Annotated in this window: 16 protein-coding genes and 1 pseudogene; 7 read left to right on the forward strand and 10 right to left on the reverse strand. The window is 70.5% G+C overall.

All coding sequences use genetic code 11. The features are described 5' to 3' along the window. Positions 1 to 34: 34 nt before the first annotated feature. From A8M77_RS09955 to A8M77_RS09970, 4 genes are read left to right on the forward strand one after another with little or no spacing between them, the layout of a single operon-like run. Positions 35 to 997 carry a Bug family tripartite tricarboxylate transporter substrate binding protein gene (locus A8M77_RS09955; RefSeq protein ID WP_086921402.1) on the forward strand — a complete coding sequence of 321 codons (963 nt, stop codon included), beginning with the start codon at positions 35 to 37 and terminating at the stop codon, positions 995 to 997. 8 nt (positions 998 to 1,005) lie between these two features. Next, positions 1,006 to 2,340 (forward strand): glucarate dehydratase, encoded by a 1,335-nt coding sequence (gudD, locus tag A8M77_RS09960; RefSeq protein ID WP_086921403.1) that lies wholly within the window; start codon positions 1,006 to 1,008, stop codon positions 2,338 to 2,340. 25 nt (positions 2,341 to 2,365) lie between these two features. Continuing rightward, the gene (locus A8M77_RS09965; protein ID WP_086921404.1) at positions 2,366 to 3,157 is read left to right on the forward strand and encodes an HpcH/HpaI aldolase family protein; all 792 of its coding nucleotides are present in this window, start codon (positions 2,366 to 2,368) and stop codon (positions 3,155 to 3,157) included. 12 nt (positions 3,158 to 3,169) lie between these two features. Continuing rightward, on the forward strand, positions 3,170 to 4,054 hold the full coding sequence (locus A8M77_RS09970; protein ID WP_086921405.1) for a 2-hydroxy-3-oxopropionate reductase: 885 nt from the start codon (positions 3,170 to 3,172) through the stop codon (positions 4,052 to 4,054). A gap of 17 nt (positions 4,055 to 4,071) precedes the next feature. Here the strand turns inward: A8M77_RS09970 and A8M77_RS36050 are convergent, their stop codons facing one another. The 4 genes from A8M77_RS36050 to A8M77_RS09985 form a co-directional block, all read right to left on the reverse strand. After that, a complete protein-coding gene (locus A8M77_RS36050; RefSeq protein ID WP_158100903.1) occupies positions 4,072 to 4,230 on the reverse strand; it encodes a hypothetical protein in 159 nt (52 codons plus the stop codon). 104 nt (positions 4,231 to 4,334) lie between these two features. Then, a complete protein-coding gene (locus A8M77_RS09975; RefSeq protein ID WP_086921406.1) occupies positions 4,335 to 5,336 on the reverse strand; it encodes a S1C family serine protease in 1,002 nt (333 codons plus the stop codon). 208 nt (positions 5,337 to 5,544) lie between these two features. Beyond that, entirely contained in the window at positions 5,545 to 6,984 is a 1,440-nt protein-coding gene (locus A8M77_RS09980) for a cytochrome P450 (protein WP_086921407.1), read from the reverse strand. Between the two features lie 67 nt (positions 6,985 to 7,051). Then, positions 7,052 to 7,708: a GNAT family N-acetyltransferase gene (locus tag A8M77_RS09985; protein WP_086921408.1), complete on the reverse strand. Its 657-nt coding sequence runs from the start codon at positions 7,706 to 7,708 to the stop codon at positions 7,052 to 7,054. A 215-nt stretch (positions 7,709 to 7,923) separates the two neighbouring features. Between A8M77_RS09985 and A8M77_RS09990 the strand changes: the two genes are divergently transcribed. After that, positions 7,924 to 9,447: a metallophosphoesterase gene (locus A8M77_RS09990; protein ID WP_086921409.1), complete on the forward strand. Its 1,524-nt coding sequence runs from the start codon at positions 7,924 to 7,926 to the stop codon at positions 9,445 to 9,447. Then, positions 9,444 to 13,211 (forward strand): alpha/beta fold hydrolase, encoded by a 3,768-nt coding sequence (locus A8M77_RS09995; protein WP_086921410.1) that lies wholly within the window; start codon positions 9,444 to 9,446, stop codon positions 13,209 to 13,211. The genes A8M77_RS09990 and A8M77_RS09995 overlap by 4 nt, the downstream gene beginning before the upstream one ends. 33 nt (positions 13,212 to 13,244) lie before the next feature. On the opposite strand, the gene A8M77_RS10000 is transcribed toward A8M77_RS09995, so the two are convergent. From A8M77_RS10000 to A8M77_RS36055, 3 genes are all read right to left on the reverse strand, one after another. Beyond that, the gene (locus A8M77_RS10000; RefSeq protein ID WP_143694574.1) at positions 13,245 to 15,839 is read right to left on the reverse strand and encodes a winged helix-turn-helix domain-containing protein; all 2,595 of its coding nucleotides are present in this window, start codon (positions 15,837 to 15,839) and stop codon (positions 13,245 to 13,247) included. Positions 15,840 to 15,995: 156 nt separating this feature from the next. Then, the gene (katE, locus tag A8M77_RS10005; protein WP_086921412.1) at positions 15,996 to 18,176 is read right to left on the reverse strand and encodes a catalase HPII; all 2,181 of its coding nucleotides are present in this window, start codon (positions 18,174 to 18,176) and stop codon (positions 15,996 to 15,998) included. A 36-nt stretch (positions 18,177 to 18,212) separates the two neighbouring features. Continuing rightward, positions 18,213 to 18,359, reverse strand: a complete 147-nt coding sequence (locus A8M77_RS36055; RefSeq protein WP_158100904.1) for a hypothetical protein — start codon at positions 18,357 to 18,359, stop codon at positions 18,213 to 18,215. Between the two features lie 324 nt (positions 18,360 to 18,683). Between A8M77_RS36055 and A8M77_RS10010 the strand changes: the two genes are divergently transcribed. Beyond that, entirely contained in the window at positions 18,684 to 19,502 is an 819-nt protein-coding gene (locus tag A8M77_RS10010; protein WP_086921413.1) for a transglutaminase-like domain-containing protein, read from the forward strand. Here the strand turns inward: A8M77_RS10010 and ligD are convergent, their stop codons facing one another. From ligD to A8M77_RS10025, 3 genes and pseudogenes are all read right to left on the reverse strand, one after another. Further along, complete coding sequence (gene ligD / locus A8M77_RS10015) at positions 19,503 to 20,390, reverse strand: non-homologous end-joining DNA ligase (protein ID WP_086921414.1); 888 nt, start codon at positions 20,388 to 20,390, stop codon at positions 19,503 to 19,505. A gap of 53 nt (positions 20,391 to 20,443) precedes the next feature. Then, the gene (gene ku, locus A8M77_RS10020) at positions 20,444 to 21,448 is read right to left on the reverse strand and encodes a non-homologous end joining protein Ku (RefSeq protein ID WP_086921415.1); all 1,005 of its coding nucleotides are present in this window, start codon (positions 21,446 to 21,448) and stop codon (positions 20,444 to 20,446) included. Positions 21,449 to 21,565: 117 nt separating this feature from the next. Further along, positions 21,566 to 22,282, reverse strand: a pseudogene (locus tag A8M77_RS10025) (hypothetical protein). Positions 22,283 to 22,444: the final 162 nt, after the last annotated feature.

A 22,444-nucleotide genomic window follows, 5' to 3' on the forward strand; every position in this document is an offset into this window, starting at 1 on the left:
TCGAATCATTCACCCACCCAAGGAGACATCCCACATGAAAAAGCTGCTCGGCGCTCTGGCCATCGGCCTCGCCGCCGCCACCGCGGCCCAGGCGCAGGACTGGCCCCAGAAGCCGGTGACCCTGGTCGTTCCCTTCCCCGCCGGCGGCTCCACCGACATGGTCGCGCGGGCCATCGGGCCGAAGCTCACCGACAAGCTGCATCAGCCCTTCCTTGTCGACAACAAGGCCGGCGCCACCGGCACCATCGGCGCCACCCAGGTCAAGCGCGCGGCGCCGGACGGCACGAGTTTTCTCGTCACCTCGCTCGGTCCGCTTGTGATCGCACCGCACCTGATCAAGGGCATGCAGTACGACGCGCTCAAGGACTTCGACCTGATCACCGTGGCCGTGCAGGCGCCCAACGTGCTCGTGGTGCCCGCCAATTCGCCGCACAAGACGGTGGCCGACGTCATCGCCCACGAAAAGAAGAACCCGGGCAAGATGACCTTCGCCTCCTCGGGCAACGGCTCGAGCGACCACCTCACGGCCGAGCTGTTCTGGCAGCAGACCGGCACCACCGGCCTGCACGTGCCGTACAAGGGCGGCGCGCCGGCCATCACCGACCTGCTGGGCGGCCAGGTGGACGGCTCGTTCCAGAACATCAATGCCGTGTTCCAGCACATCAAGGGCGGCAAGCTCAAGGCGCTGGCGGTCACCGGCGACAAGCGCTCGCCGGTGCTGCCCGAGGTGCCGACGATGGCCGAGGCTGGCGTGAAGAACGTGGAGGTCTATTCGTGGCAGGCGATCGTCGCGCCCAAGGGGCTGCCGGCGGCAGTGCGCACCAAGGCCAACGAGGCGATGGTGGCGGCGCTCAATGATCCGGCGGTGAAGCAGCAGTTCACCGCGATCGGCCTGGAAGTCGTGGGCAACACCCCTGCCCAGTTCGCAACCTTCCAGAAACAAGAGTTCGACCGCTGGAAGAAAGTGATCGAGACCGGCAAGATCACCATCGACTGAGGCCCACCATGTCCAAGCACGACACCCCCGTCATCACCGAGCTGCGCGCCATCCCCGTCGCCGGCCGCGACAGCATGCTGCTCAACCTGAGCGGCGCCCACGGGCCCTTCTTCACCCGCAACCTGCTGATCCTGACCGACAGCGCCGGCCGCACGGGCGTCGGCGAGGTGCCGGGCGGCGAGAAGATCCGCCAGACGCTCGAAGACGCCCGCGACCTGGTGGTGGGCCAGCCCATCGGCGCCCACCAGCGCGTGCTGGCGCAGGTGCAGAGAACCTTTGCCGACCGCGACAGCGGCGGCCGCGGCCTGCAGACCTTCGACCTGCGCACCACCATCCACGCGGTCACGGCGATCGAATCGGCGCTGCTCGACCTGCTCGGCCAGCACCTGGACGTGCCGGTCGCGGCCCTGCTCGGCGAAGGCCAGCAGCGCGAGGCGGTGGAGATGCTGGGCTACCTCTTCTACGTGGGCGACCGCGACAAGACCGACCTGCCCTATGCGCGCGAGGCCGACGCCGACAACGACTGGTTCCGCCTGCGCCACGAGAAGGCGATGACGCCCGAGGCCATCGTGCGGCTGGCCGAGGCCGCGCGCGAGCGGTATGGCTTCAACGACTTCAAGCTCAAGGGAGGCGTGCTGCGCGGCGATGAAGAGGTCGATGCCGTGGTCGCGCTGCACGAGCGCTTCCCCGAGGCGCGCGTGACGCTCGACCCGAACGGCGGCTGGCTGTTGAAGGACGCGATCCGGCTCGGCCAGCGCATGCGCGGCGTGGTCGCCTATGCCGAGGACCCGTGCGGCGCCGAAGGCGGCTTCTCCGGCCGCGAAGTGATGGCCGAGTTCCGCCGCGCCACCGGCCTGCCGACCGCAACCAACATGGTCGCCACCGACTGGCGCCAGTTGACGCACGCGCTGTCGCTGCAGTCGGTCGACATCCCGCTGGCCGATCCGCATTTCTGGACCATGGCCGGCTCCGTGCGCGTGGCCCAGACCTGCCGCGACTGGGGCCTGACCTGGGGCTCGCACTCCAACAACCACTTCGACGTCTCGCTGGCCATGTTCACCCACGTGGGCGCCGCCGCGCCGGGCCGCGTGACCGCGATCGACACGCACTGGATCTGGCAGGACGGCCAGCGCCTGACCAAGGACCCGCTGAAGATCGAGGGCGGCCTGGTGCAGGTGCCGAAGAAGCCGGGCCTGGGCGTCGAGCTGGACATGGCCGAGGTCGAGAAGGCGCACCAGCTGTACCAGCAGCATGGCCTGGGTGCGCGCGACGACGCGGTCGCGATGCAGTATCTGGTCCCCGGCTGGACCTTCGATCCGAAGCGCCCGGCCTTCGTCCGCTGAACACCACCACCACCGAGGACAGTCCATGAGAGAGAACCGCCTGCGCACGCTGTGGAAATCCGGCGGCGCCGCCGTCAACGGCTGGCTCGCCGTGCCCAACAGCTTCTCGGCCGAGGTCATGGCTCACCAGGGCTGGGACTCGCTCACCATCGACCTGCAGCACGGCGTGGTCGACTACCAGGCCATGGTCGGCATGCTGCAGGCCATCTCCACCACGGCCACCGTGCCGGTGGTGCGCGTGCCCTGGCTGGAGCCGGCCGCGCTGATGAAGGCGCTGGACGCGGGCGCCTACGGCGTGATCTGCCCGATGGTCAACACGCGCGAGGAGGCGCAACGGCTGGTGGCCTACACCCACTACGCGCCGCGCGGCGGACGCAGCTTCGGCCCGGTGCGGGCCCTGCTCTACGGCGGCGCCGACTACCCGCAGCAGGCCAACGACACCATCGTCACCTTCGCCATGATCGAGACCGCGCAGGCGCTGGACAACCTGGACGACATCCTCTCGGTCGAGGGGCTGGACGCGGTCTACATCGGCCCGTCGGACCTCTCGCTGGCGCTGGGCTGCCGGCCGGTGTTCGACGACGTCGACCCGCCGGTGGCGCAGGCCATCGACCACATCCTCGACCGCGCCAAGGCCCACGGCCTGGTGGCGGGCATCCACAACGGCGACCCGAACGTCGCGCTGGCGCGCATCGCCAAGGGCTTCCAGTTCGTCACCGTGAGCTCCGACGCGCGCATCATGGCCGCGGGCTCGCAGCAATTGCTGTCACGCATGCGCGCCGCACCGGCGGCCGCCCCCTCCTCCTCCACCTACTGAAAGGACAAGGACATGAAGATCGGATTCATCGGCCTGGGCATCATGGGCGCGCCGATGGCGCAGAACCTGATGAACGCGGGCCACGAGTTGATCGTGCGCACGCGCAGCAAGGTGCCGGACGCGCTCCAGGGCGCCACCGTCTGCAAGACCAATGCGGACGTGGCGCGCGCCGCCGAGGTGGTCGTCCTCATGCTGCCCGACACGCCCGACGTGGAGCAGGTGCTGTTCGGCGAGGACGGCGTGGCCTCGGGCCTGTCGAAGGGCAAGCTGGTGATCGACATGAGCTCGATCTCGCCCATCGACACCAAGCGCTACGCCGCGAAGATCAACGAACTGGGCTGCGACTACCTGGATGCGCCGGTCTCGGGCGGCGAGGTGGGCGCCAAGGCCGCGAGCCTCACCATCATGGTCGGCGGACCCGAAGCCGCCTTCGAGCGCGCGAAGCCGCTGTTCGAGAAGATGGGCAAGAACATCACCCTGGTCGGCGGCAACGGCGACGGCCAGACCACCAAGGTGGCGAACCAGATCATCGTGGCGCTCAACATCGCCGCGGTGGGCGAGGCGCTCGTGTTCGCGAGCAAGGCGGGCGCCGATCCGGCCAAGGTGCGGCAGGCGCTGATGGGCGGCTTCGCGGCCAGCCGCATCCTGGAGGTGCACGGGGAGCGCATGATCAAGCGCACCTTCAACCCGGGCTTCCGGATTGCGCTGCACCAGAAGGACCTGAGCCTGGCGCTGGCGGGCGCGCGTTCGATGGGGGTGTCGCTGCCGCAGACGGCGTCCGCGGCGCAGCTGATGCAGTCCTGTGCGGCACACGGCTGGGACCAGCTGGACCACTCCGCGCTGGTCAAGGCGCTGGAGCAGATGGCGGCGCACGCGGTGGCGCCGGACGGCGAGTAAGCGCGGCGCTCAGCCGCTCAGCCGCGCAGGTAGGAGACGACGAAGAGGATCAGGGCGACAGCGATCCCGGCGCGGGAGATGTACATCCCGAGCCGGGCGGCGACCGGGTCCTGGGGCTGCATGCTGGCGTGCTTGGTGTCCATGAGGCTGAACTCCTCGAAGAATGTGGATTCCATGCTAGGCCCGAAGTGCGCGCTTGCCTATCCGCCGAATGGCCCAACCACCGTTCGGCCGAGGGCGAAGCGTGTATTGCGTCACTTTTCCAGGGAAAGCCCTGAGCTCAACCGTTGCGCGCAGGCTGCACGCGCTCCTGCGGCGTGACCGTGCGCGACAGCAGTCGCCCTTCCCGCAACAGCGACACCTCGAGCGCGCGCCCGACGCGGCTGGCATCGAGCAGGCGCAGCAGGTCGTCGGCGCCGCCCACTGCGGCGCCGTCCAGCGCGAGCACGATGTCGCCCACGCGCAGCCCGGCCTGCTCGGCTGCGCCGCCGGCCAGCACCTCGCCGATGCGCACCGCATTCGGGCCCGCGTGAGTCGCCAGCGCCACGCGCCGTGAGAGCGGCACCGTCTGCGCCGCGATGCCCAGGTGCGCGCGCCGCACCCGGCCATGGGCGATGAACTCGCCGATCACGAAGCGCGCCGTGTTGCTGGAGACCGCGAAGGCCAGGCCCTGGGCGCCTGCGATCATGGCCGTGTTGATGCCCACCACCAGCCCCGAGGCCGCCACCAGCGCGCCGCCGGAGTTGCCGGGATTGAGCGCGGCATCGGTCTGGATCACGTCGTCGATCAGGTGCCCGCTCTGCGAGCGCAGGCTGCGCCCGAGCGCCGAGACGATGCCGGCGGTGACGGTCGACTCGAAGCCCAGCGGGTTGCCGATGCCCACCACCAGGTGGCCACGCTTGAGCCGCTTCGAGTCGCCCAGTGCGGCAACCGTCGCGCCGCGCGGCAGCTCGGTGCGCAGCAGCGCCAGGTCGGTCGCCGGATCGTCGCCGAGCAGTTCGGCCTCGCGATCGGCGCCGTCGCTCAGCCCGATGCGCGCGCGCCGGGCGCCGGCCACCACGTGGCTGTTGGTCAGCACCAGCCCGTCGCCGGAAATGACCACGCCCGAGCCGAAGCCGCCGCGCCGGCCAGATGCGACGCTCTGCACCCGCACCACGGCAGGCCCGACGCGATCCGCGACCTCGGCCACGGCGCGGGAGTAGGCGTCGATCAGCATCTCCTGCGCGGGTTCGGGCAGGGCACCGCCCGGTGGCTCGGGGGTTTCGAGGGCGGCATCCAGCATCTGCTGCAGATGGCGTCCCGGACCGTTGCGCGCAAGAGGGCAGGCACCTGCCCGGATGGGCAGGTCGTCGTTGTGGGACGGCGGCTAAGAGTGACAGGTGGTGCTTGAGCTTCGCAGGCCCTGCGCGAGTTCTTGCGGTTGCGCGGTCAGGTATGCAGTCGCGAAGATCGAATGCTTCGGCATGGTCATCCCTGTGCCCTGGCTCCGCTCATGCCCGATGGCGCACCCGCAGCTTCAGCCCCACCGGCGACATCGTGAACGCCAGCCGCTCCTGCACGTCATCGCCACCGCCGTCGCTCGACACGTCCGCGATGTCGAAGCTGCGCAGCAGCATCGCGGCCACCATCTTCATCTCCGACAGCGCGAGGTAGCGGCCCGGGCAGGTGCGCGGGCCGGCGCCGAAGGGCATGGCGACCCGCTTGGCCGAGCCCGCGGCCCGGCCCGGGCCGTCGCCGGCGAGCCAGCGCTCCGGCCGGAATGCCTGGGGGTCGTCGAAATGCGCGGCGTTCACGGCGCCGGGGCGCATCAGGCACATCACCGGCGTGCCGGCGGGGACCGCCACGCCGTCCACCACGGTGTCGCGCACGGCCTCCTGGATGAGCAGCGGGGCGACCGGCTTGAGCCGCATCGTCTCGTGCGCGCAGGCTTCCACGAAGTCGAGCTGGCTCAACTGCTCGTGGGTGGGATGGGCCTCGGTGCCGAGCACGCCGCGGACCTCCTCGGCGGCGCGCTGCGCGGCCGCGGGATGGCGATGCAGCAGCCAGATCATCCACGCCAGCGTGTTGGCGGTCGTATCCTCGCCGGCCAGCAGCATGGTCAGCATGTTGCCGGACACGTCTTCGTCGGTCAGGTCCGAGCCGGGCCGGTCGCGCTCGGCGACCATGGCTTCGATCAGATTGCGGGGGTGCTCGCGCAGCTCGGGCTCGTCGGCCAGCCGCTGCCTCGCGGCCGCGATGAAGCCGTTGACGGCCTCGTGCACCGCGGCCAGGCCCGCCACGACGGCCGGGTCGCGCCGCGTCAGCCAGCGCGGCAGCGGCGACAGCACGCGCTTGGCGAGCGCGGGCAGCAGCTTGTCCAGGTGCTGCTGGATGACCTCCTCGTCCGACTCCACGGTGTTGATGTCGGTGCCGAAGGCCAGGCCGGCGGTCACGTCGACGGTGTAGCGCATCAGGTCCGCCTGCAGGTCGATCGCGCTGCCTGCGTCGGCGGCCTGGCGCCAGCGGCGCTCGAAGCGCTGTGTGACCTTCACCAGGGTGGGATGGAAGGCCTTGATGTGGGCCGGGTCCAGGCCGCGCAGCACCATCGGCCGGTGCCGCCGCCACTCGTCGCCGTTGACGGTGAACAGGCCGTTGAAACCCAGCGAGCGGGCCGCCGCGTTGAGCTTGGCGCCGCGCTGGAAGCCGTCGGGCCGGTCGCGCAGCACCGAGGCGACCGTGCCGGGGTTGGAGATGACGACGAACTCGCGCGAGGCGATGCGGAAGCGGTAGACCTCGCCGTACTCGCGCGCCCATTGCTCGACCTGCTGGTGCAGCCGCTCGCGCTCGATCTGCAGCGCGTTGCCCAGAAGCGGCAGGCCGCGCGGACCCGGCAGCTCGCGAATGCGCCGAAGAGGTGCATCCGCACGCGGTCCATCGGTGGTGATCGCCATCTCGGCCCTTTCGTGCGTTGCCCAAGGCTTGAAAACGCGGGATCTTATCCCGCGATGGGGCAGCGATTCAGAAGCCGAACTGGAAGAACTGGTTGTTCAGCCAGCGCCACACCAGTTCCATGGGCCCCGGCTCGGGCGCAGGGGGCTGCCGCGAGGTTACGGCGCGCTCCATGCGCAGCACCGGCCGTTCGGCACCGCGGGTGCCGGCGATGAAGCCCATGCGCTGCATGAAGCGGATCATCCGCTGGTTGGAGGAAGGCACCTCGGCGAAGAGGCGCCGCAGGCCGGCATCGCGCGCCGCGTCCATCAGTCGGTCGAGCAGCAGGTCCGCCAGCCCCTGGCCCTGCCAGACATCGGCCACCACCAGCGTCAGCGCCGCGGCCTCGCCGTCCTCGCTGAGGCTGTAGCGCGCCTCGCCGATCACCTCGTCGACCAGGCCCACCCGGGCCGTGGCGACGAAGGCGACCTGCTGGACGCCGTCCACGTTGACCAGGTCCACCAGCATGGCCGGCGAGCACACGCCGCCCAGGCCGCGGCCGAAGCGCTCGCCGCGGGAGGCGTGCGACAGCCTGGAAACGAAGCCGGCGAAGCGTTTCGCATCGTCGGGGCGCACGTCGCGGATCTGGGCCGGCGCGCCGTTGCGCAGCCGCACGTGCCGGGGTGTTCCCACGGCACGCCGGGTGGCGGCGATGGCTGCGGCGGCGTTGGTGTTCATCTTGAGCATGGCGCTTCCCCCGGTGGCTGTGAAAGAGCCGCAAGCTTCCCGCGCCACCCCCCACCCAGTCCTTAAGTCGTACTTAAGCGTCCTGAAGCCGCCTTCAGGACGTGGACAGTTTCTCGAATTCAGAACGTTTAAGGCCGGCGCCAGTGACGCCGGCGCCGCCTTCGGCGACAGTCGCCGGCGAGGACCCCGCCGGTCCGACCGATCGCCCACCCGCCATGAATGCACCACGCTACGTTTGCCTGTCCGACCTCCACCTGGGGGCGGCCTACAGCACCCTGACCTACGCCGACGCCCAGGGACGGCCCGACCCCGGTCGCCCCAGCGACACCCAGACCGCCTTCGGCAGCGCCCTGCGCGCGCTGCTGTCCTCGATGGACGGACCGCCGCCGACGCTGATCCTGCTGGGCGACGTGCTCGACATGGGCCTGTCGCCGATGGGCGACGTGGCGGCCGCCTTCCAGTGCTTCGTCAAGACCGTGATGCAGGACGGCGGCCGGCCGGTGTTCGCCCCGCGCGTGCTGTACGTGCCGGGCAACCATGACCACCATCTGTGGCGCATCGCGCAGGACCAGCAGTACCAGGACGCCCTGGCGCAGGGCCGCATCGGCGACGACCTGGTCAAGCACACCGCGCTCTTCGACCCCGCGCTGGAGGAGGCCGGCACCTCCCGGATCGCCTCGTCGATGCTGACGCAGCTGATGGCCGGCTGCCCGGGCCTGGCCGGCGCGCGGGTGGAGATCGCCTACCCGAACCTCGGCCTGCTCGATGCGGCGCGCCAGCGCTGCGTGGTGCTGCACCACGGCCACTACATCGACCCGATGTACCGGGTGATGACGATGCTGAACGCGCAGGCCCCGGGCCGCAACGCGGGGCGCAACCCGGCCCAGGTGACGGTCTCGGACCTGGAGAGCCAGAACGGCGCCTGGGTCGACTTCATGTGGTCCGACCTGGGCAGCTCGGGCGTGACCGGGGCCGGCGCCGGCAAGCTCTACGAGGTGATGCGCGACGCCGCCGCGTCCCACGACTTCGCGCAGCGCCTGGCCGCCCTGCTGGTGACCAAGCTCGACCAGAACTTCGGCATGAGCGGGAGCATGGACGTGTTCCAGGGCGTCACCGTGAGCCAGCTCGTGCTCGGCGTGCTCGATGCCACGCTGGGCCGGGGCGCCGAGTCGCAGCGCGACGGCTATGCCGAGGTGATGAGCACCGACGACGTGGCCGACCTGCGCTGGTACCTCTCGGGCCCGGTGAGGCTGGAGCTGGCGCAGGCCGGGCTCGAGCCGTCGGCGCTGGATCTGAGCTTCATCTTCGGCCACAGCCACAAGCCCTTCGAGGACGAGCTGCCGGTGGCCGGCTTCGACCGGCCGGTGGGCGTCTTCAACACCGGCGGCTGGGTCATGGACCAGCCCACCATGACCACCACGCAGGGGGCCTCGGCCATGTTCATCGACGACGCGCTGAACATCGCGTCGCTGCGCCTGTTCAACGACCCGGTGAACGGGCGCGTGCCGGCGGTGCATGCGCGCGGCATCGGCGGCTTTCGCGACCGCGACAACCCGATGCTGGCCACGCTGGCCGCCGGCATCGAGCGCACCCGGCCCGCCTGGGAGGCGTTTTCGCGGAACGCGCAGCAGGCCACGGAAAGCCGCGCCACGCTGCTGCTCGACGAGTTCTTCACCGCCTCGGTGGAGGTGATGGCGAATGCACGGGCCGGCATGGCGGCCGGCAAGGTGAAGGCATGACGATGCAGCCCATTTCCCGTCCGGTCGGCGAGATCGGCCCGCACTACACGGTGGTCGTGGTGGGCTCCGGCTACGGCGCCGGCGTGGCGGCGTCACGCCTGGCGCGCGCCGGCCAGTCGGTCTGCGTGCTGGAGCGCGGCCGCGAGATCCTGCCGGGGGCGTTCCCGAACGACATCGCCGCCGCGCAGGCCGACATGCAGATCGACGGCGCGCGCGGCAAGCTCGGCGCGGCCGACGGCCTGTACAACCTGCACCTGAACGACGACATGCTGGCGATGGTGGGCTGCGGCCTGGGCGGCACTTCGCTGATCAACGCCAACGTCACGCTGGAGATCGATCCGCGCCTGTTCGACGCCACGCCCTGGCCGGCCGAGTTCCGCCGCGATCGGAAGCTGCTCGACCCCTACGTCGCGCGGGCGCGGCAGATGCTCGACCCCTCGCCCTACCCCGAGGACTCGAAGGACTTCCCGCCGCTGAACAAGCTGATGGCGCTGCAGAAGTCGGCCGCGAAGATGAAGAAGCCCTTCAAGCGCCCGCCGATCGCGGTGAACTTCGTCGACCAGGTGAACCCCTTCGGCGTGGCGCAACCGCGCTGCAACCTCTGCGGCGACTGCACCAGCGGCTGCAACGTGGGCGCGAAGAACACCACGCGCATGAACTACCTGCCCGACGCCCACAACCACGGCGCGCAGATCTTCACCGGGGCCCGGGTCAGCCACGTCGAGCGCGACGGCACGCGCTGGCGCGTGTTCTTCGACGAGGTCGCACTTCGTGGTGCGGGCGGTGCGGGCAGCGCGGCGCCGCAGGCCGGCGCCGGCGCGCGGCGCAGCGTCACCGCCGACCTGGTGATGCTCGGCGCCGGCGCGCTGGGCTCGACCGAGATCCTGCTGCGCTCCAAGGCGCAGGGCCTGCCGCTGTCGGATCGGCTCGGCCAGCGCTTCTCCGGCAACGGCGACGTGCTCGCGCTGGGCTACAACAGCTACTGGCAGTCCGGCACCGATGCCGACGGCCAGCCGGTCCAGCGCCCGATCAACGGCGTGGGAACGGGCCGCAACGAGGTCGCGCCGGCCGACCGGCCCGGGCCGTGCATCACCGGTGTCATCGACATGCGCGAAACGCCCGAGGTGGGCGAAGGCCTGGTGATCGAGGAAGGCGTGATCCCCGGCGCGCTGGCCCCGATGCTGGCGCCGGCGCTGTTCTTCGCCGACGCCATGCTGGGCGGCGAGTTCGCCTACGGCGCCACCCAGGCCAAGCCCCGTCTGCTCGATGCCCAGGCCCTGGGCGAAGCGGTGCAGAACGACCCGGGCAGCCTGACGAAGCTCGCCTACACCGGCGCGGTGGCCCGCACGCAGACCTACCTGGTGATGAGCGTGGACGATGCGGCCGGCCGCCTGCACCTCGAGGACGACCGGCTGCGCATCGACTGGCCGAAGGCCGGCGACAGCCCCACGATCACCCGGGATGAGGCGTGGCTGCGGGCCGCCAACGACGCGATCCAGGGCCAGTTCATCCCGAACCCGCTGTCGGCCGATTCGCTCGGCCGCAAGCTGATCACCGTGCACCCGCTGGGCGGCTGCGGCATGGGCGACAGCGCGCGCGAGGGTGTGGTCAACCACCAGGGCCAGGTGTTCGCCGGCCTGGACGGCGACGCGGTGCACGAGGGCCTGTACGTCTGCGACGGCGCGGCGCTGCCGGGCGCGGCGGGCGTGAATCCGCTGCTCACCATCAGCGCGCTGGCCGAGCGCGCCTGCCAGAACCTGTGCGATGCGCGCGGCTGGGCGATCGATTTCGGCATGCAGCCGCGCCAGGCCCTGCCGGCCGGCGGCGCGTCCTCGCCCGCTCCGGCGCCGGCCACGGGCGGCCTGCTGGAGCGCCTGGAGCGCGAGATCTCGTCGATCGCGCACGACGCCGAGGCGCTGCTGCAGAGCGCCTCCAGCCACCTCGAAGCGGGCGCCATCGAACTGGCGAAGCACGCGATCAAGAAGCTGATCGAGAACGACCCGGCGCTGCTCAGCCCCAGCTTCCAGTTCACCGAGACCATGCACGGCTGGATCAGCACCGAGGCGGTGGTCCCGCGTGCCGGCGCGGCGCACCGCATCGCCGACGACTATGAGGTCGCCGCCGCCTGGGGCCGCGTGCACGGCCAGGCGATGCGTTTCGAGCTGACCATCCACACGCCGGACCTGTACCAGATGGTCTCGGACCCGACCCACGCCGCATCCATCGCCGGCACCGTGACCTGCCCTGCGCTGTGGCCGCAGCCGATGCCAGTGGTGAGCGGCGTTTTCCACCTGCTGCCGGCCGATGCGCAGCAGGTCGAGACCTGGACGATGACCTACGAGATGATGCTGCAGCGCGGCAGCGGCCGGCTGCGCTTCAAGGGCCACAAGGTGCTGCACCAGCGCGCCGGCTCCTCGCCCTGGACCGACACCACCACGCTGTTCGTGCGCGTGCACGACATGGACGGCGCCGAGCGCCCGGTCGTCGCGCAGGGCATCCTGACGCTGGACCTCGAGGACCTGATGTGGCAGGCCTCCTCGATCCGGCTCGAGCCGCCCGCCAACCTCCTGGGCGCGGTGGAACAGCAGGTGCCGGCGGCACGCGACGCCATCAACGCCGTCTACCTCGCGAAGTTCGGCGGCTTCTTCGCCACGACGCTGTTCCGCGCCTACGGCGGCCTGCTGGCGGACCTGAACAACTTCCCGGCGCTCGACCTGCCCCAGCTGCAGCGGCGCGCCCTGCGCGCGCCCGCGCCGGTAGCCCACGGCGTGGACGTCGGCGACGGCTTTCGCATCAAGCTCACCCGCTATGCCGGCGGCGCGCGCGGGCCGGTGGTGCTGGCGCCGGGCTTCTCGGTGCGGGCATCCTCCTTCGCCACCGACACGGTGGAGCAGAACCTGGTGGAGGTGCTGTGCGCGCGCGGCTACGACGTATGGCTGTTCGACTACCGGGCCAGCCCCGATTCCGGCAGCCCGATCGCGCCCTTCACCATCGACGACATCGCCCGCATCGACTGGCCGGCCGCGGTGCGCTTCATCCTGGACACCACCGGCGCGCGGGACCTGCAGGCGATCGCGCACTGCGTCGGCTCGATGAGCCTGCTGATGGCCATGCTCGAGGGCATGACCGGTGTGCGCTCGATCATCTCCTCGCAGCTGACGCTGCACCCGGTGACCAACTGGCTCAACTACGCCAAGGCCGACCTCGGCCTGGCCCGCCTGCTGGAAGGCTACGCCCCGTTGCAGGACCGTTTCGACAGCGTGCCCGGCACCACCGACCTGGACCGCGAGATCGACACGCTGGCCTGGAAAGTGCCCGTTCCCGCCGGCGAGGAATGCAAGAACCCGCTGTGCCGCCGCGTGTTCTCCATCTTCGGTCCCTCGTACACGCATGCGCAGCTCAACCATGCCACCCACACGGCCCTGTCGGAGATGTTCGGCTGCGTGTCGCTGCGCCCCTTCGAGCAGCTGAGCCTGATGATGCAGCAGGGCAAGGCGGTAGACAGCGAGGGCCGCGACGTCTACATGCTGCCCGCGAATGCGAAGCGGCTGGCGCTGCCGATCAGCTTCGTGGCCGGCGCGAACAACCAGCTCTTCTTCCCGGAAACCTGCATCCGCACGCAGCGCTGGCTGTCGGCCTTCAACGACCCGACGCTGTACACGCGCCAGGTCTTCGACGGCTACGCCCACATGGATCTGTTCATCGGCCGCGATGCGGCGCGCGACGTCTTTCCCTACCTCATTGCGCAGCTCGAGCGTGGATGAGGCCCTCCCCCAGGTCGCACGAAGCGCAGCGGATCAACTGTGCCCAGTCAGCAGCGCCACGGTGGCGTCCTCGTCGAGGCTGCTGCCTTCGAGGCGCCAGGCCTCGATGAGGACCGCCGGATGCGCGGCGCTGACGAGTGCCAGCGCGGCCTCCATGGTGCGCTGGTCGCTGGGCGTGCGCTTCTCGCCGCGCCGCTGGCGCGCGGCGTCGTCGCAGCCGATCAGCATCGCGGCCTCGCGCAGCCGGCCCTGGCGCGCGGCCAGCAGCGCCAGCATGCCCGCGAAGTGGCGCAGCCCGACCGAGCGGCGGCAGTGCGGCAGGCTTCGCAGCACCTGGGCCTGGGCCTCGTCGAGCGCGCCCTGGCCGGTGAGCGCATGCGCGTACCAATTCAGCGCGAAGGCCATCATCTGCGCATCGCTCAGCGGCGAGCGCTGCAGGTGGTCGATCACCCCGCGGAACTGGGACACCGCCTCGTCGACGTGTCCCAGTTCGTGATGGATGGCGGCCAGGTTGTTGAGCACGTGGAACAGCGTGCGCGCATTGCCCTCCGAGCGCACCAGCGGCAAGGCCTGCGAATAGGCCATCAGCGCCTGCACCGGCTGGTCCTGGTAGCGCCGCACCATGCCCGTGCAGTACAGCCAGGTGCCCTTGAAGGCGCGCAGGGCGGGCTGCTCGACCAGCCGGCGGCATTGTTCCAGCCGACGCCCGGCGCTCTCGAAATCGCCGCTCACGGCAGCCACGTAGGCGTACGAGGACAGGGACAGGGCCAGCAGGCCGTCGGGACGCTCCCGCTCGAAGATGTCGCAGGCCTGGTCGAGCAGCTGCATGCGCCGCTGCGCGCTGATGCCGCCGTGCAGCCCGACCAGCGCCAGGCCGAGGCCGAACTCCGCCACCACCAGCGGCGGCGTGGCCTCGTCGATCAGCGGCTCGGCCATCTGCATCCAGCGCAGGCACTCGGGGTAGCGTCCGGCCTGGTACATCAGCACGGCGGCAATGTTCACCAGGCCGAGTGCCAGCGCGGCATCGCCGCCAGGGCCGCAGGCCCACTCGATGGCGCTGCGCAGGTTGTCGATCTCGGGGCTGCAGGCCTGCACCCACTGGTCCACCGTCTCGGCGCCCAGCCGGCCGGCGCGGGTGCGGCGGTCCAGCGCCGAGTGCATGCAGCGGGCATGCCATTGCCGCACAGTCTCCCATTCGGAGCTCGCCTCGAGCTGCTCGCGGGCGTAGGCGCGGGCTGTCTCCAGCAGGCGGTAGCGCGGTACGGGGCCGGCGTCGACCACGACGATCGACTTGTCGACCAGGTCGCCCAGGTGGTCGAGCACCGCCCAGACGTCGATGTGCTCGTCGGACGCCACCTGCTGCGCCAGCTCGAGGCCGAAGCCGCCGACGAACACGCCCAGCCGGCGGAACACTTTCTGCTCGTCCGGGCTCAGCAGCGCATGGCTCCAGTCGAGCGTGGTGCGCAGGGTGCGATGGCGCGTGGGCGCGTCCCGCACCCCGTTCTTCAGCACGTGCAGGCGCTGGGCCAGGTGCCGCCGCACGCCCTGCACGCCCAGGAGCGGCACGCGCGCGGCCGCGAGCTCCAGTGCCAGCGGCAGACCGTCGAGTTCGCGGCAGATGTCCACCACTGCGTCCAGGTTGCCATCGTCAAGACGGAAGCCCGGCTGCATGGCGCCGACGCGGGCCACGAACAGGGCCACGGCACCGTGCGTGGCTGCGTCGGCCAGCGCGGCATGGTCGGGCACCGCGAGGGCGCCGAGCCGGACCGGCCGCTCGGCGGCCAGCTTCAGGGGCTCCTGGCTGGTCGCCAGGATGTGCAGGCGGGGCACGGCGTCGAGCAGGTGGCTCACCAGCGCGGCCACCGGGTCGACCAGGTGCTCGCAGTTGTCGAGCACCAGCAGCTCGTGCCCGCGCAGCCGTTCGGCCAGCTCGGCGGCGGCGTCGGCCCGGCCGGGCAGGTTGATGCCCAGGGCGAGCGCCACCGCGCCGGGCAGTGCGGCCGGATCCGAGACGGTGGCCAGCTCCACCATCCAGGCGCCATCCCGGAAGTCGTGCGCCAGCTGGCGCGCGACGGCGCGGGCCAGACTGGTCTTGCCGATGCCGCCCGGCCCCAGCAGGCTGAGCAGCCGGTGCTGCGGCACGAGCTCGCCCAGCATCGTCTGCTCGGCGTCCCGGCCCACCAGGGGCGGCAGCAGGGCGGGCAGGTTGCCGGCGTCCGAGCGCAGGACCCGGGTGGCGGACGCCGCGGCAGCGCCCCGGGGCGCCGGCGCGGCCCCGGCGGGTCCGGCGGGTCTTGAGACCGCGGCGCTCGCGGCAGGAAGCGCATCCAGCTCGGCGGCAAAGCGATAGCCGCGGCCGGGGATGGTGACGATGGCCTTGGCGCCCAGCAGCTTGCGCAGCGCGCTCACGTGCACCTGGAGGTTGTTTTCCTCCACCACCACGTTCGGCCACACCATCTCCAGCAACTCGTTCTTGCTCAGCATCCGCTCGCGGTGGGCGATCAGGGCAGAGAGCACGTCGAAGGCGCGCGCCCCCAGGTTGGCGGGCTGGCCCTCTACCAGCAGCTGACGCGTGGAAGGCCGCAATTCGACATTGTCGAACCGGTAGATCGAATCATTCGGAAGCACGAGCAGCGACCTCGGGTCGTATTAACGCAAACAAAGCCAGGGTTGTAACCGCGTCGACCGAAAGTAACAACCGCAGTAACAATTTTTGCTGAGTTTGCGGTGCAACCGCACGACGCCGCGCCCGGCGCGCCTGCCCCGAGAGCCGTTGACAGGACCCTAGGCGGGCACGCTCTCGATGTTGGCCCGGTCCCAGTGCCGGTGCTTCGCGATCGCGGCGATGAAGTCGTGTGCGACCTTCAGCGCGGCCGTGTTGTCCCCGAGGTTGGTCGCCGGCGTGGCGGCCACGATCACGCCCGCCGCATCGGCCCGGGCTTCGGCGCCGATGCCCAGGGAAGACAGCAGCTGCACCCCCTCCCCGATGGTGCAGATGGCCTTGCAGTGCTTGTAGGCTTCCAGCACGAAATGCACCGCCTCGCCGCTGCGCGCCAGCGCCTCGGCGCCCTGCGCACCGGCCGGCACCAGCACCGCGTCGAACATCACCGACGGCGTGTTGGCGAAGGTGGCGTCCACCTCCAGCTGCCGGCGCGACGCGCTGGTCACCGTCCCCAGCTTGGGCGCCACCACCTTGCACTGGGCCCCGGCCTGCTCGATCGCCTCGCGGATGGGTTTGAGCGAGGCCGAGTCGATGCCGTCGATCGCCAGGATCGCGATCTTGCGCGTCTTGATGGAGCCGTCGCCGGTGTCGACCATGCGCAGCGCCGGCGACTCCTCGATCGGCAGCTTCATGCGGTGCTCGCGGAAACCCGCGCGCCCGGCGGCCGCCTTCGCGTCGGGCGGGTTGATGCCCAGCGGCTCGGCCACGCGGCGCGCCAGCTTCTCGTCCACGTGGGCGAGGTTGTCCACCATGCGCTGGCGGACGGACGGCTGCTCGACCTTCGACAGCTCGAAGCGGAAGGCGGCGATGATGTGTTCCTTCTCGCACACGCTCTGGCTGTTGAAGAACAGCCTTGCCTGCGTGAAATGATCGTCGAAGCTGGGGCTGCGGCGCCGGACCTTGGGAGATTCCAGTTCCTCCGGATAGGACTGGAAGCCGCCGCTGGCACCGTCGATGCGGAACTCCTTGCCGTCGTTCAGCGAGTGCGGCTCGTAGGCCACCTGGCCGCGCGAGATGGTCTGGCGGTGCATGCCGTCGCGCTGGAAGTTGTGGAACGGGCACACGCCGCGGTTGATCGGCAGCTCGTGGAAATTGGGGCCGCCCAGGCGCGAGAGCTGGGTGTCGGTGTACGAGAACAACCGGCCCTGCAGCAGCGGGTCGTTGGTGAAATCGATGCCCGGCACCACGTGGCCGGGGTGAAAGGCCACCTGCTCCGTCTCGGCGAAGAAGTTGTCGGGGTTGCGGTTGAGCACCAGCCGGCCGATGCGCTGCACCGGCACCATTTCCTCGGGGATCAGCTTGGTCGGGTCCAGCAGGTCGAAGGGCAGCGAATGTTCCTTGTCCTGCGGGATCATCTGCACGCCCAGCTCCCACTCGGGGAAATCGCCGCGATCGATGGCCTCCCACAGGTCGCGGCGGTGGAAGTCCGGGTCCTTGCCGGCGATCTTCTGCGCCTCGTCCCAGGCCAGGCCGTGGATGCCGAGCTTGGGCTTCCAGTGGAACTTGACGAAGTGACTGTCGCCTCGTGCGTTGACGAAGCGGAAGGTGTGGACGCCGAAGCCCTCCATCATGCGCAGGCTGCGCGGGATGGCGCGGTCGCTCATGGCCCACATCAGCATGTGGGTGGTCTCGGGCATGAGCGAGGCGAAGTCCCAGAACGTGTCGTGCGCGCTGGCCGCCTGCGGCATCTCGTGGTGCGGCTCGGGCTTGACCGCGTGGATCAGGTCCGGAAATTTCATCGCGTCCTGGATGAAGAAGACCGGGATGTTGTTGCCGACCAGGTCGTAGTTGCCCTCGCGCGTGTAGAACTTGACGGCGAAGCCGCGCACGTCGCGCACGGTGTCGGCCGAGCCGCGTGAGCCGGCCACGGTGGAGAAGCGCACGAACACCGGCGTCTTGACCGAAGGGTCCTGCAGGAAGTCGGCCGAGGTGAACTGCGACATCGAGCGGTAGACCTCGAAGAAGCCGTGGGCCGCCTCGCCGCGCGCATGCACCACGCGCTCGGGAATGCGTTCGTGGTCGAAGTGCGTGATCTTCTCGCGCAGGATGAAGTCTTCAAGCAGCGAGGGCCCGCGCACGCCGGCGCGCAGCGAGTTGTGGTTGTCCGGGATCTGGACGCCCTGGTTGGTGGTGATCCGGGGCGTGTTGTCGGCGGTGGAGGCGGCCAGCTGTTCCTGCTTGCCTTCGCTGCCATTGCCTGACTTGGGCCGGCGGCTGCCGGAGGTCTTGTTGCGCGGCGTCATCGGGGGTTCCTCTGCTGGTCCCGGGACGCCACGGCCTCAGCCGGTTTCCGCATCGAAGAAGGCGTCCAGGGCGTTGACCACGACTGCCAGGCCGAGCACGCCGGCCACCGTGACCACGGCCCAGAGGAGAACATCGTCGATCCAGGTCGCGTCCAGGAAGCCGAGCAGCGAGGAAAGCTCCATGATTCGCTCCGTGTCATGTGATTGTTCGTGGGTCCGGATGCAGGTGGCGGGAGGGCGGCCGAGGGGCAGCCGCTGCGATGAGTGAGCTTAGGCGCGTGGTCGCCGCGGCCCCGTAGTGGCCACGCGCCGCGGTGTGTGGGAGGCCCCACCAGTTCACGGTAGGACCACGCTGACGATTCGCCCGCATGGCCTACGCGCCTTCGCGCGCCGGCCCACGCGGCTTCGCGCCCTGGCGCACAGGCGGACGCACGACTCTTGCTTAGGATGGTTCGTGGGCCGCCGACAGCGTCGCGGCCTCTTGTTCACCACTACCACCGCACCGCCATGCTCATCCAAATCGGCTTCGACATCGAACTGGTCCTGAACCCGCCGACGGCCGTGATCTATATGTTGCAGGTGCATCCCTCGCGCGCCAGCGACGTCCAGGGCGGGGAGCACATCACCATCAGCCCGCCGCTGACAACCGACCACTACCTCGACGCCTTCGACAACCACTGCGCCCGCGTGCGCGTCCCCGCCGGCGTGACGCAGGTGCGGCTGCGCAATGAGGCGCGCGTCTTCGACACGGGCTGGCCCGATCCGGTCGACCATCGCGCGGTCGCGCACGCGCCCGATGCACTGCCCGTGGAGACGCTGCGCTTCCTGCTGCCCAGCCGCTACTGCGAAGTCGACGGGGAATTGCTGGCCTTCGCCTGGCAGACCTTCGGCCAGGTGCCCCGGAACTGGGCGCTGGTGCAGGCCGTCTGCGACTACGTGCACCAGCACCTGCTGTTCGACTACCAGCGGGCGCGCAGCACCCGCACCGCGCTGGAGGGCTGGCGCGAGCGCACCGGCGTGTGCCGCGACTTCACGCACCTGGCGATCACGCTGTGCCGCTGCCTGAACGTGCCGGCACGCTACGTCACCGGCTACCTGGGCGACATCGGCGTGCCGCCGGTGCCCTATCCGATGGACTTCAGCGCCTGGTTCGAGGTCTACCTCGGCGACCGCTGGTGGGCCTTCGATGCCCGTCACAACCAGCCGCGCATCGGCCGCATCCCGATCGCGCGCGGTCGCGACGCGGCCGACGTGCCGATCACCATGGTGTTCGGCGAGCACACGCTGGGACGCTTCGAGGTGGTGACGGAGGAGGTGGCGGGCTGATCAGCCCGTTGGCAGACGGCCCAGGATCTTCATGGCGGCAGCCAGACCCCTGCGCTGCTCCTCCATCGCGGCCCACGGCGCGTTGCCCACCGCCAGCCGCTCGCCGATGTTGCGCACGGTCCACTGCGCGGCGCTCTCGATATCCGGCAGCTCATCCCACTCGATCGGCACCGACACGCCCAGCCCCGGCCGCGCCCGCACCGACCAGGCGCACACGGTGGTGGCGCCGAAGCCGTTGCGCAGGTAGTCGACGAAGATCCGGCCAACCCGGTTGCGCGGCCCGCTCTTGGCGACGAAGCGCTCGGGGATGGTGAGGGCCAGGTGCTGCACGATCGCCTGGGCGAAATCCTTGACGTCGTCCCAGCCGAAATGGCGGCGGATCGGCACCACCACGTGCATGCCCTTGCCGCCGCTGGTCTTGAGGAAGGCCGGCAGGCCCAGTTCGTCCAGCAGCACCTGCACCAACATCGTGGCCTCCTGCATCTGCGGCCAGCCGACACCCTCGCCGGGGTCGAGGTCGAGCGTGAAGCGGTCGGGCCGGTCGATGGCGCTGGACGTCGCGTTCCAGGTGTGCAGCTCGATCACGTTCATCTGCGCGGCCGAGAGCAGGCCGGCGGCGCTGTCGATCTGCAGCAGGGGCTCGTGCCCGGGATCGAGTGCCGGGTCCAACAGCTTCACCCCCGGCATCTCGTTCTGGTTCGCATGCTTCTGGAAGAACAGCTCGCCACCCACGCCCTCGGGCGCGCGCACCAGCGAGACGGGCCGGGCGCGCAGGTGGGGCAGCATGAGCGCCGACACCTGGCCGTAGTAGGCGACGAGCTCGCCCTTGGTGAAGCCGCTCTTCTCGTCGATCACGCGCTCGGCGTGGGTGATGCGCTGGGATGTCATGGGCGAGGGCGGTGGGCCAGCGCCTGGTGGGCCTGCTTCGGCATGGCCGGGCCTCAGGCCGCCCTACGCCTCGCCGCCGTCTTGCGGGCGGGGGTGCGCTTGCGCGGCGCATGCTTGGCAGAAGGCTCGGAGGCGGGCTTGCGCGCGCGGGAGGTGGCGCGGGAGATGGTCTTCTTTGCCGGCGCCCCCTTGTCGTCCTCTTCGTCGTCCTCGCCACGGGCGGCCGCCTTGCCGCTCTTGCGCAGGCTGCGCTGCAGCAGTTCGGTGAGGTCGACGATCTTGGCGGAGGAGCGCCCGGTCTCCTCTTCCACCGGCGCCTGCTTGGTCACCGCCTCGGTCTCGCCGGACTGCACCTTCTGGTCGACCAGGTGCAGGATCTCGTCCTTGAAGGAATCCTGGAACTCGTCGGCGTCCCACGCCGAGCTCATGTCCTCGACCAGCTCGCGGGCCATCTTCAACTCCTTCTCCGACAGGCCCGCCTTTTTCGCGTCCTCCGAAGGCAGGGGCAGGTCCTTCCATGGCCGGATGTCGGCACCCCAGCGCAGCAGGTTCAGCACCAGCCCCGGGCCGACCGGGATCAGGGCCGCCAGGTGCTGCTTGGTCTGTATCACCACGCGTGCCACGCCGATGCGGCCGGTGCGCTGCAGGGTCTCGCGCAGCAGCGCGAAGACCTTGCCGCCGCGGTTGATCGGCGCCACGTAGTAGGGCCGCTCCAGGAAGATGAAGGGAATGCTGTCCGCCGGCACGAAGGTCTGGATCTCGACGGTCTGGGTGGTGCGCGGGTAGGCCTCGGCGATCTCCTTGTCGCTCAGCACCACGTACTGGCCGTCCTCGTACTCGATGCCCTTGACGATCTGCTCGCGCGCGATCTCCTTGCCGGTCTTCTTGTTGATGCGCTTGTAGCCCACCGGGTCCATGGTGCGCTTGTCGAGCCAGTCGAAGTCGATGCCGTGGTCCACCGTGGCCGCGTAGAGGGCGACGGGGATGTGGACCAGGCCGAAGCTGATGGCGCCCTTCCACAGGACGCGCGGGGCGGGGGTCTTCTTGGATGCGGGCATGGCAGGGTTCTCCAGTCGAGCACCCTAGGCGGCCGCCAACGGCACGCCTGTAGGAAGGCAGCGGCGGCCCTCGTCAGGGCCGGCCGGGCCGCTGCGCCGGGGCGAAGCCCGGGGCGCTCATTCCCTCGCCTTCCAGCGCGCGAGCCGGGTGGCCTGCTGCGGGTTGACGGCGCCGGGCGGCATCTCGCCGCGCAGCAGGGCACCGACCTGCGACACGGTCTCCAGCGCCTGGTGCTCGACGGCCGGCCGCGTGAGGCCGCCGATGTGCGGCGTGGCGATGACGAGCGGGTGGACCGCGAGGGCCGGCGCGGGCATCTGGTCGGGCGCCCGGCCGACGTCGATCGCGCAGCCACTCAGGCGGCCGGCTTAGCCGATCACGCCCAGCGTGGAGCCGCGCAACTGCCGGCCCATCGCGGGCTCGGGGTTGCCGCCTTCGCGATAGGCCTGCGCATAGCGGCCGATGCCGCGGCCGAGGTCGATCATCACGCCGAGGATCCATTCGGCCACCGCCGGCACGAAGCCTGCGCTGGCCCGCGTGACCAGCACGCCGTGCGCGCCGGCCGCGTCCACGTCGACGGTGCGGATGTCCATCGCGCAGCGCACGAAGGCCGCCAGCCGCGGCAGCGCGTCGAACAGCGCGGCGGGGCCGGGCGTCTGGCGGTAGGCGATCAGAAGCTCGCAGTCTTGCGCCGCCTGCGCCAGCTCGGCGGTGGAGAGCTCACGCGCCTCGGGGTTGAAGCGCACCTCGGCGACGGCCTGCAGGGCGCGGGTGGCGCGTTCGCCGAAATAGAGATCCAGCTTGTCCTGGGGATGGGTGACGAAAACGGTGGGCATGGGCCCGATATTGTCGACCTGGCGCGCGCCGTCCGGCCGCGGCAGCAGACGCCCGTCCGGCCCGCGCGAGGGCGGCCAGGGTGCAGGTGTTCGTCATCGTCGTGTCCTCCAAGGGAGAGGAGGCAGTGTGCGCAACGATCCGGGAGAAAGCTGGGAGCGCGC

The sequence above is a fragment of the Variovorax sp. JS1663 genome, assembly GCF_002157355.1.
GTDB lineage: Bacteria > Pseudomonadota > Gammaproteobacteria > Burkholderiales > Burkholderiaceae_C > Variovorax.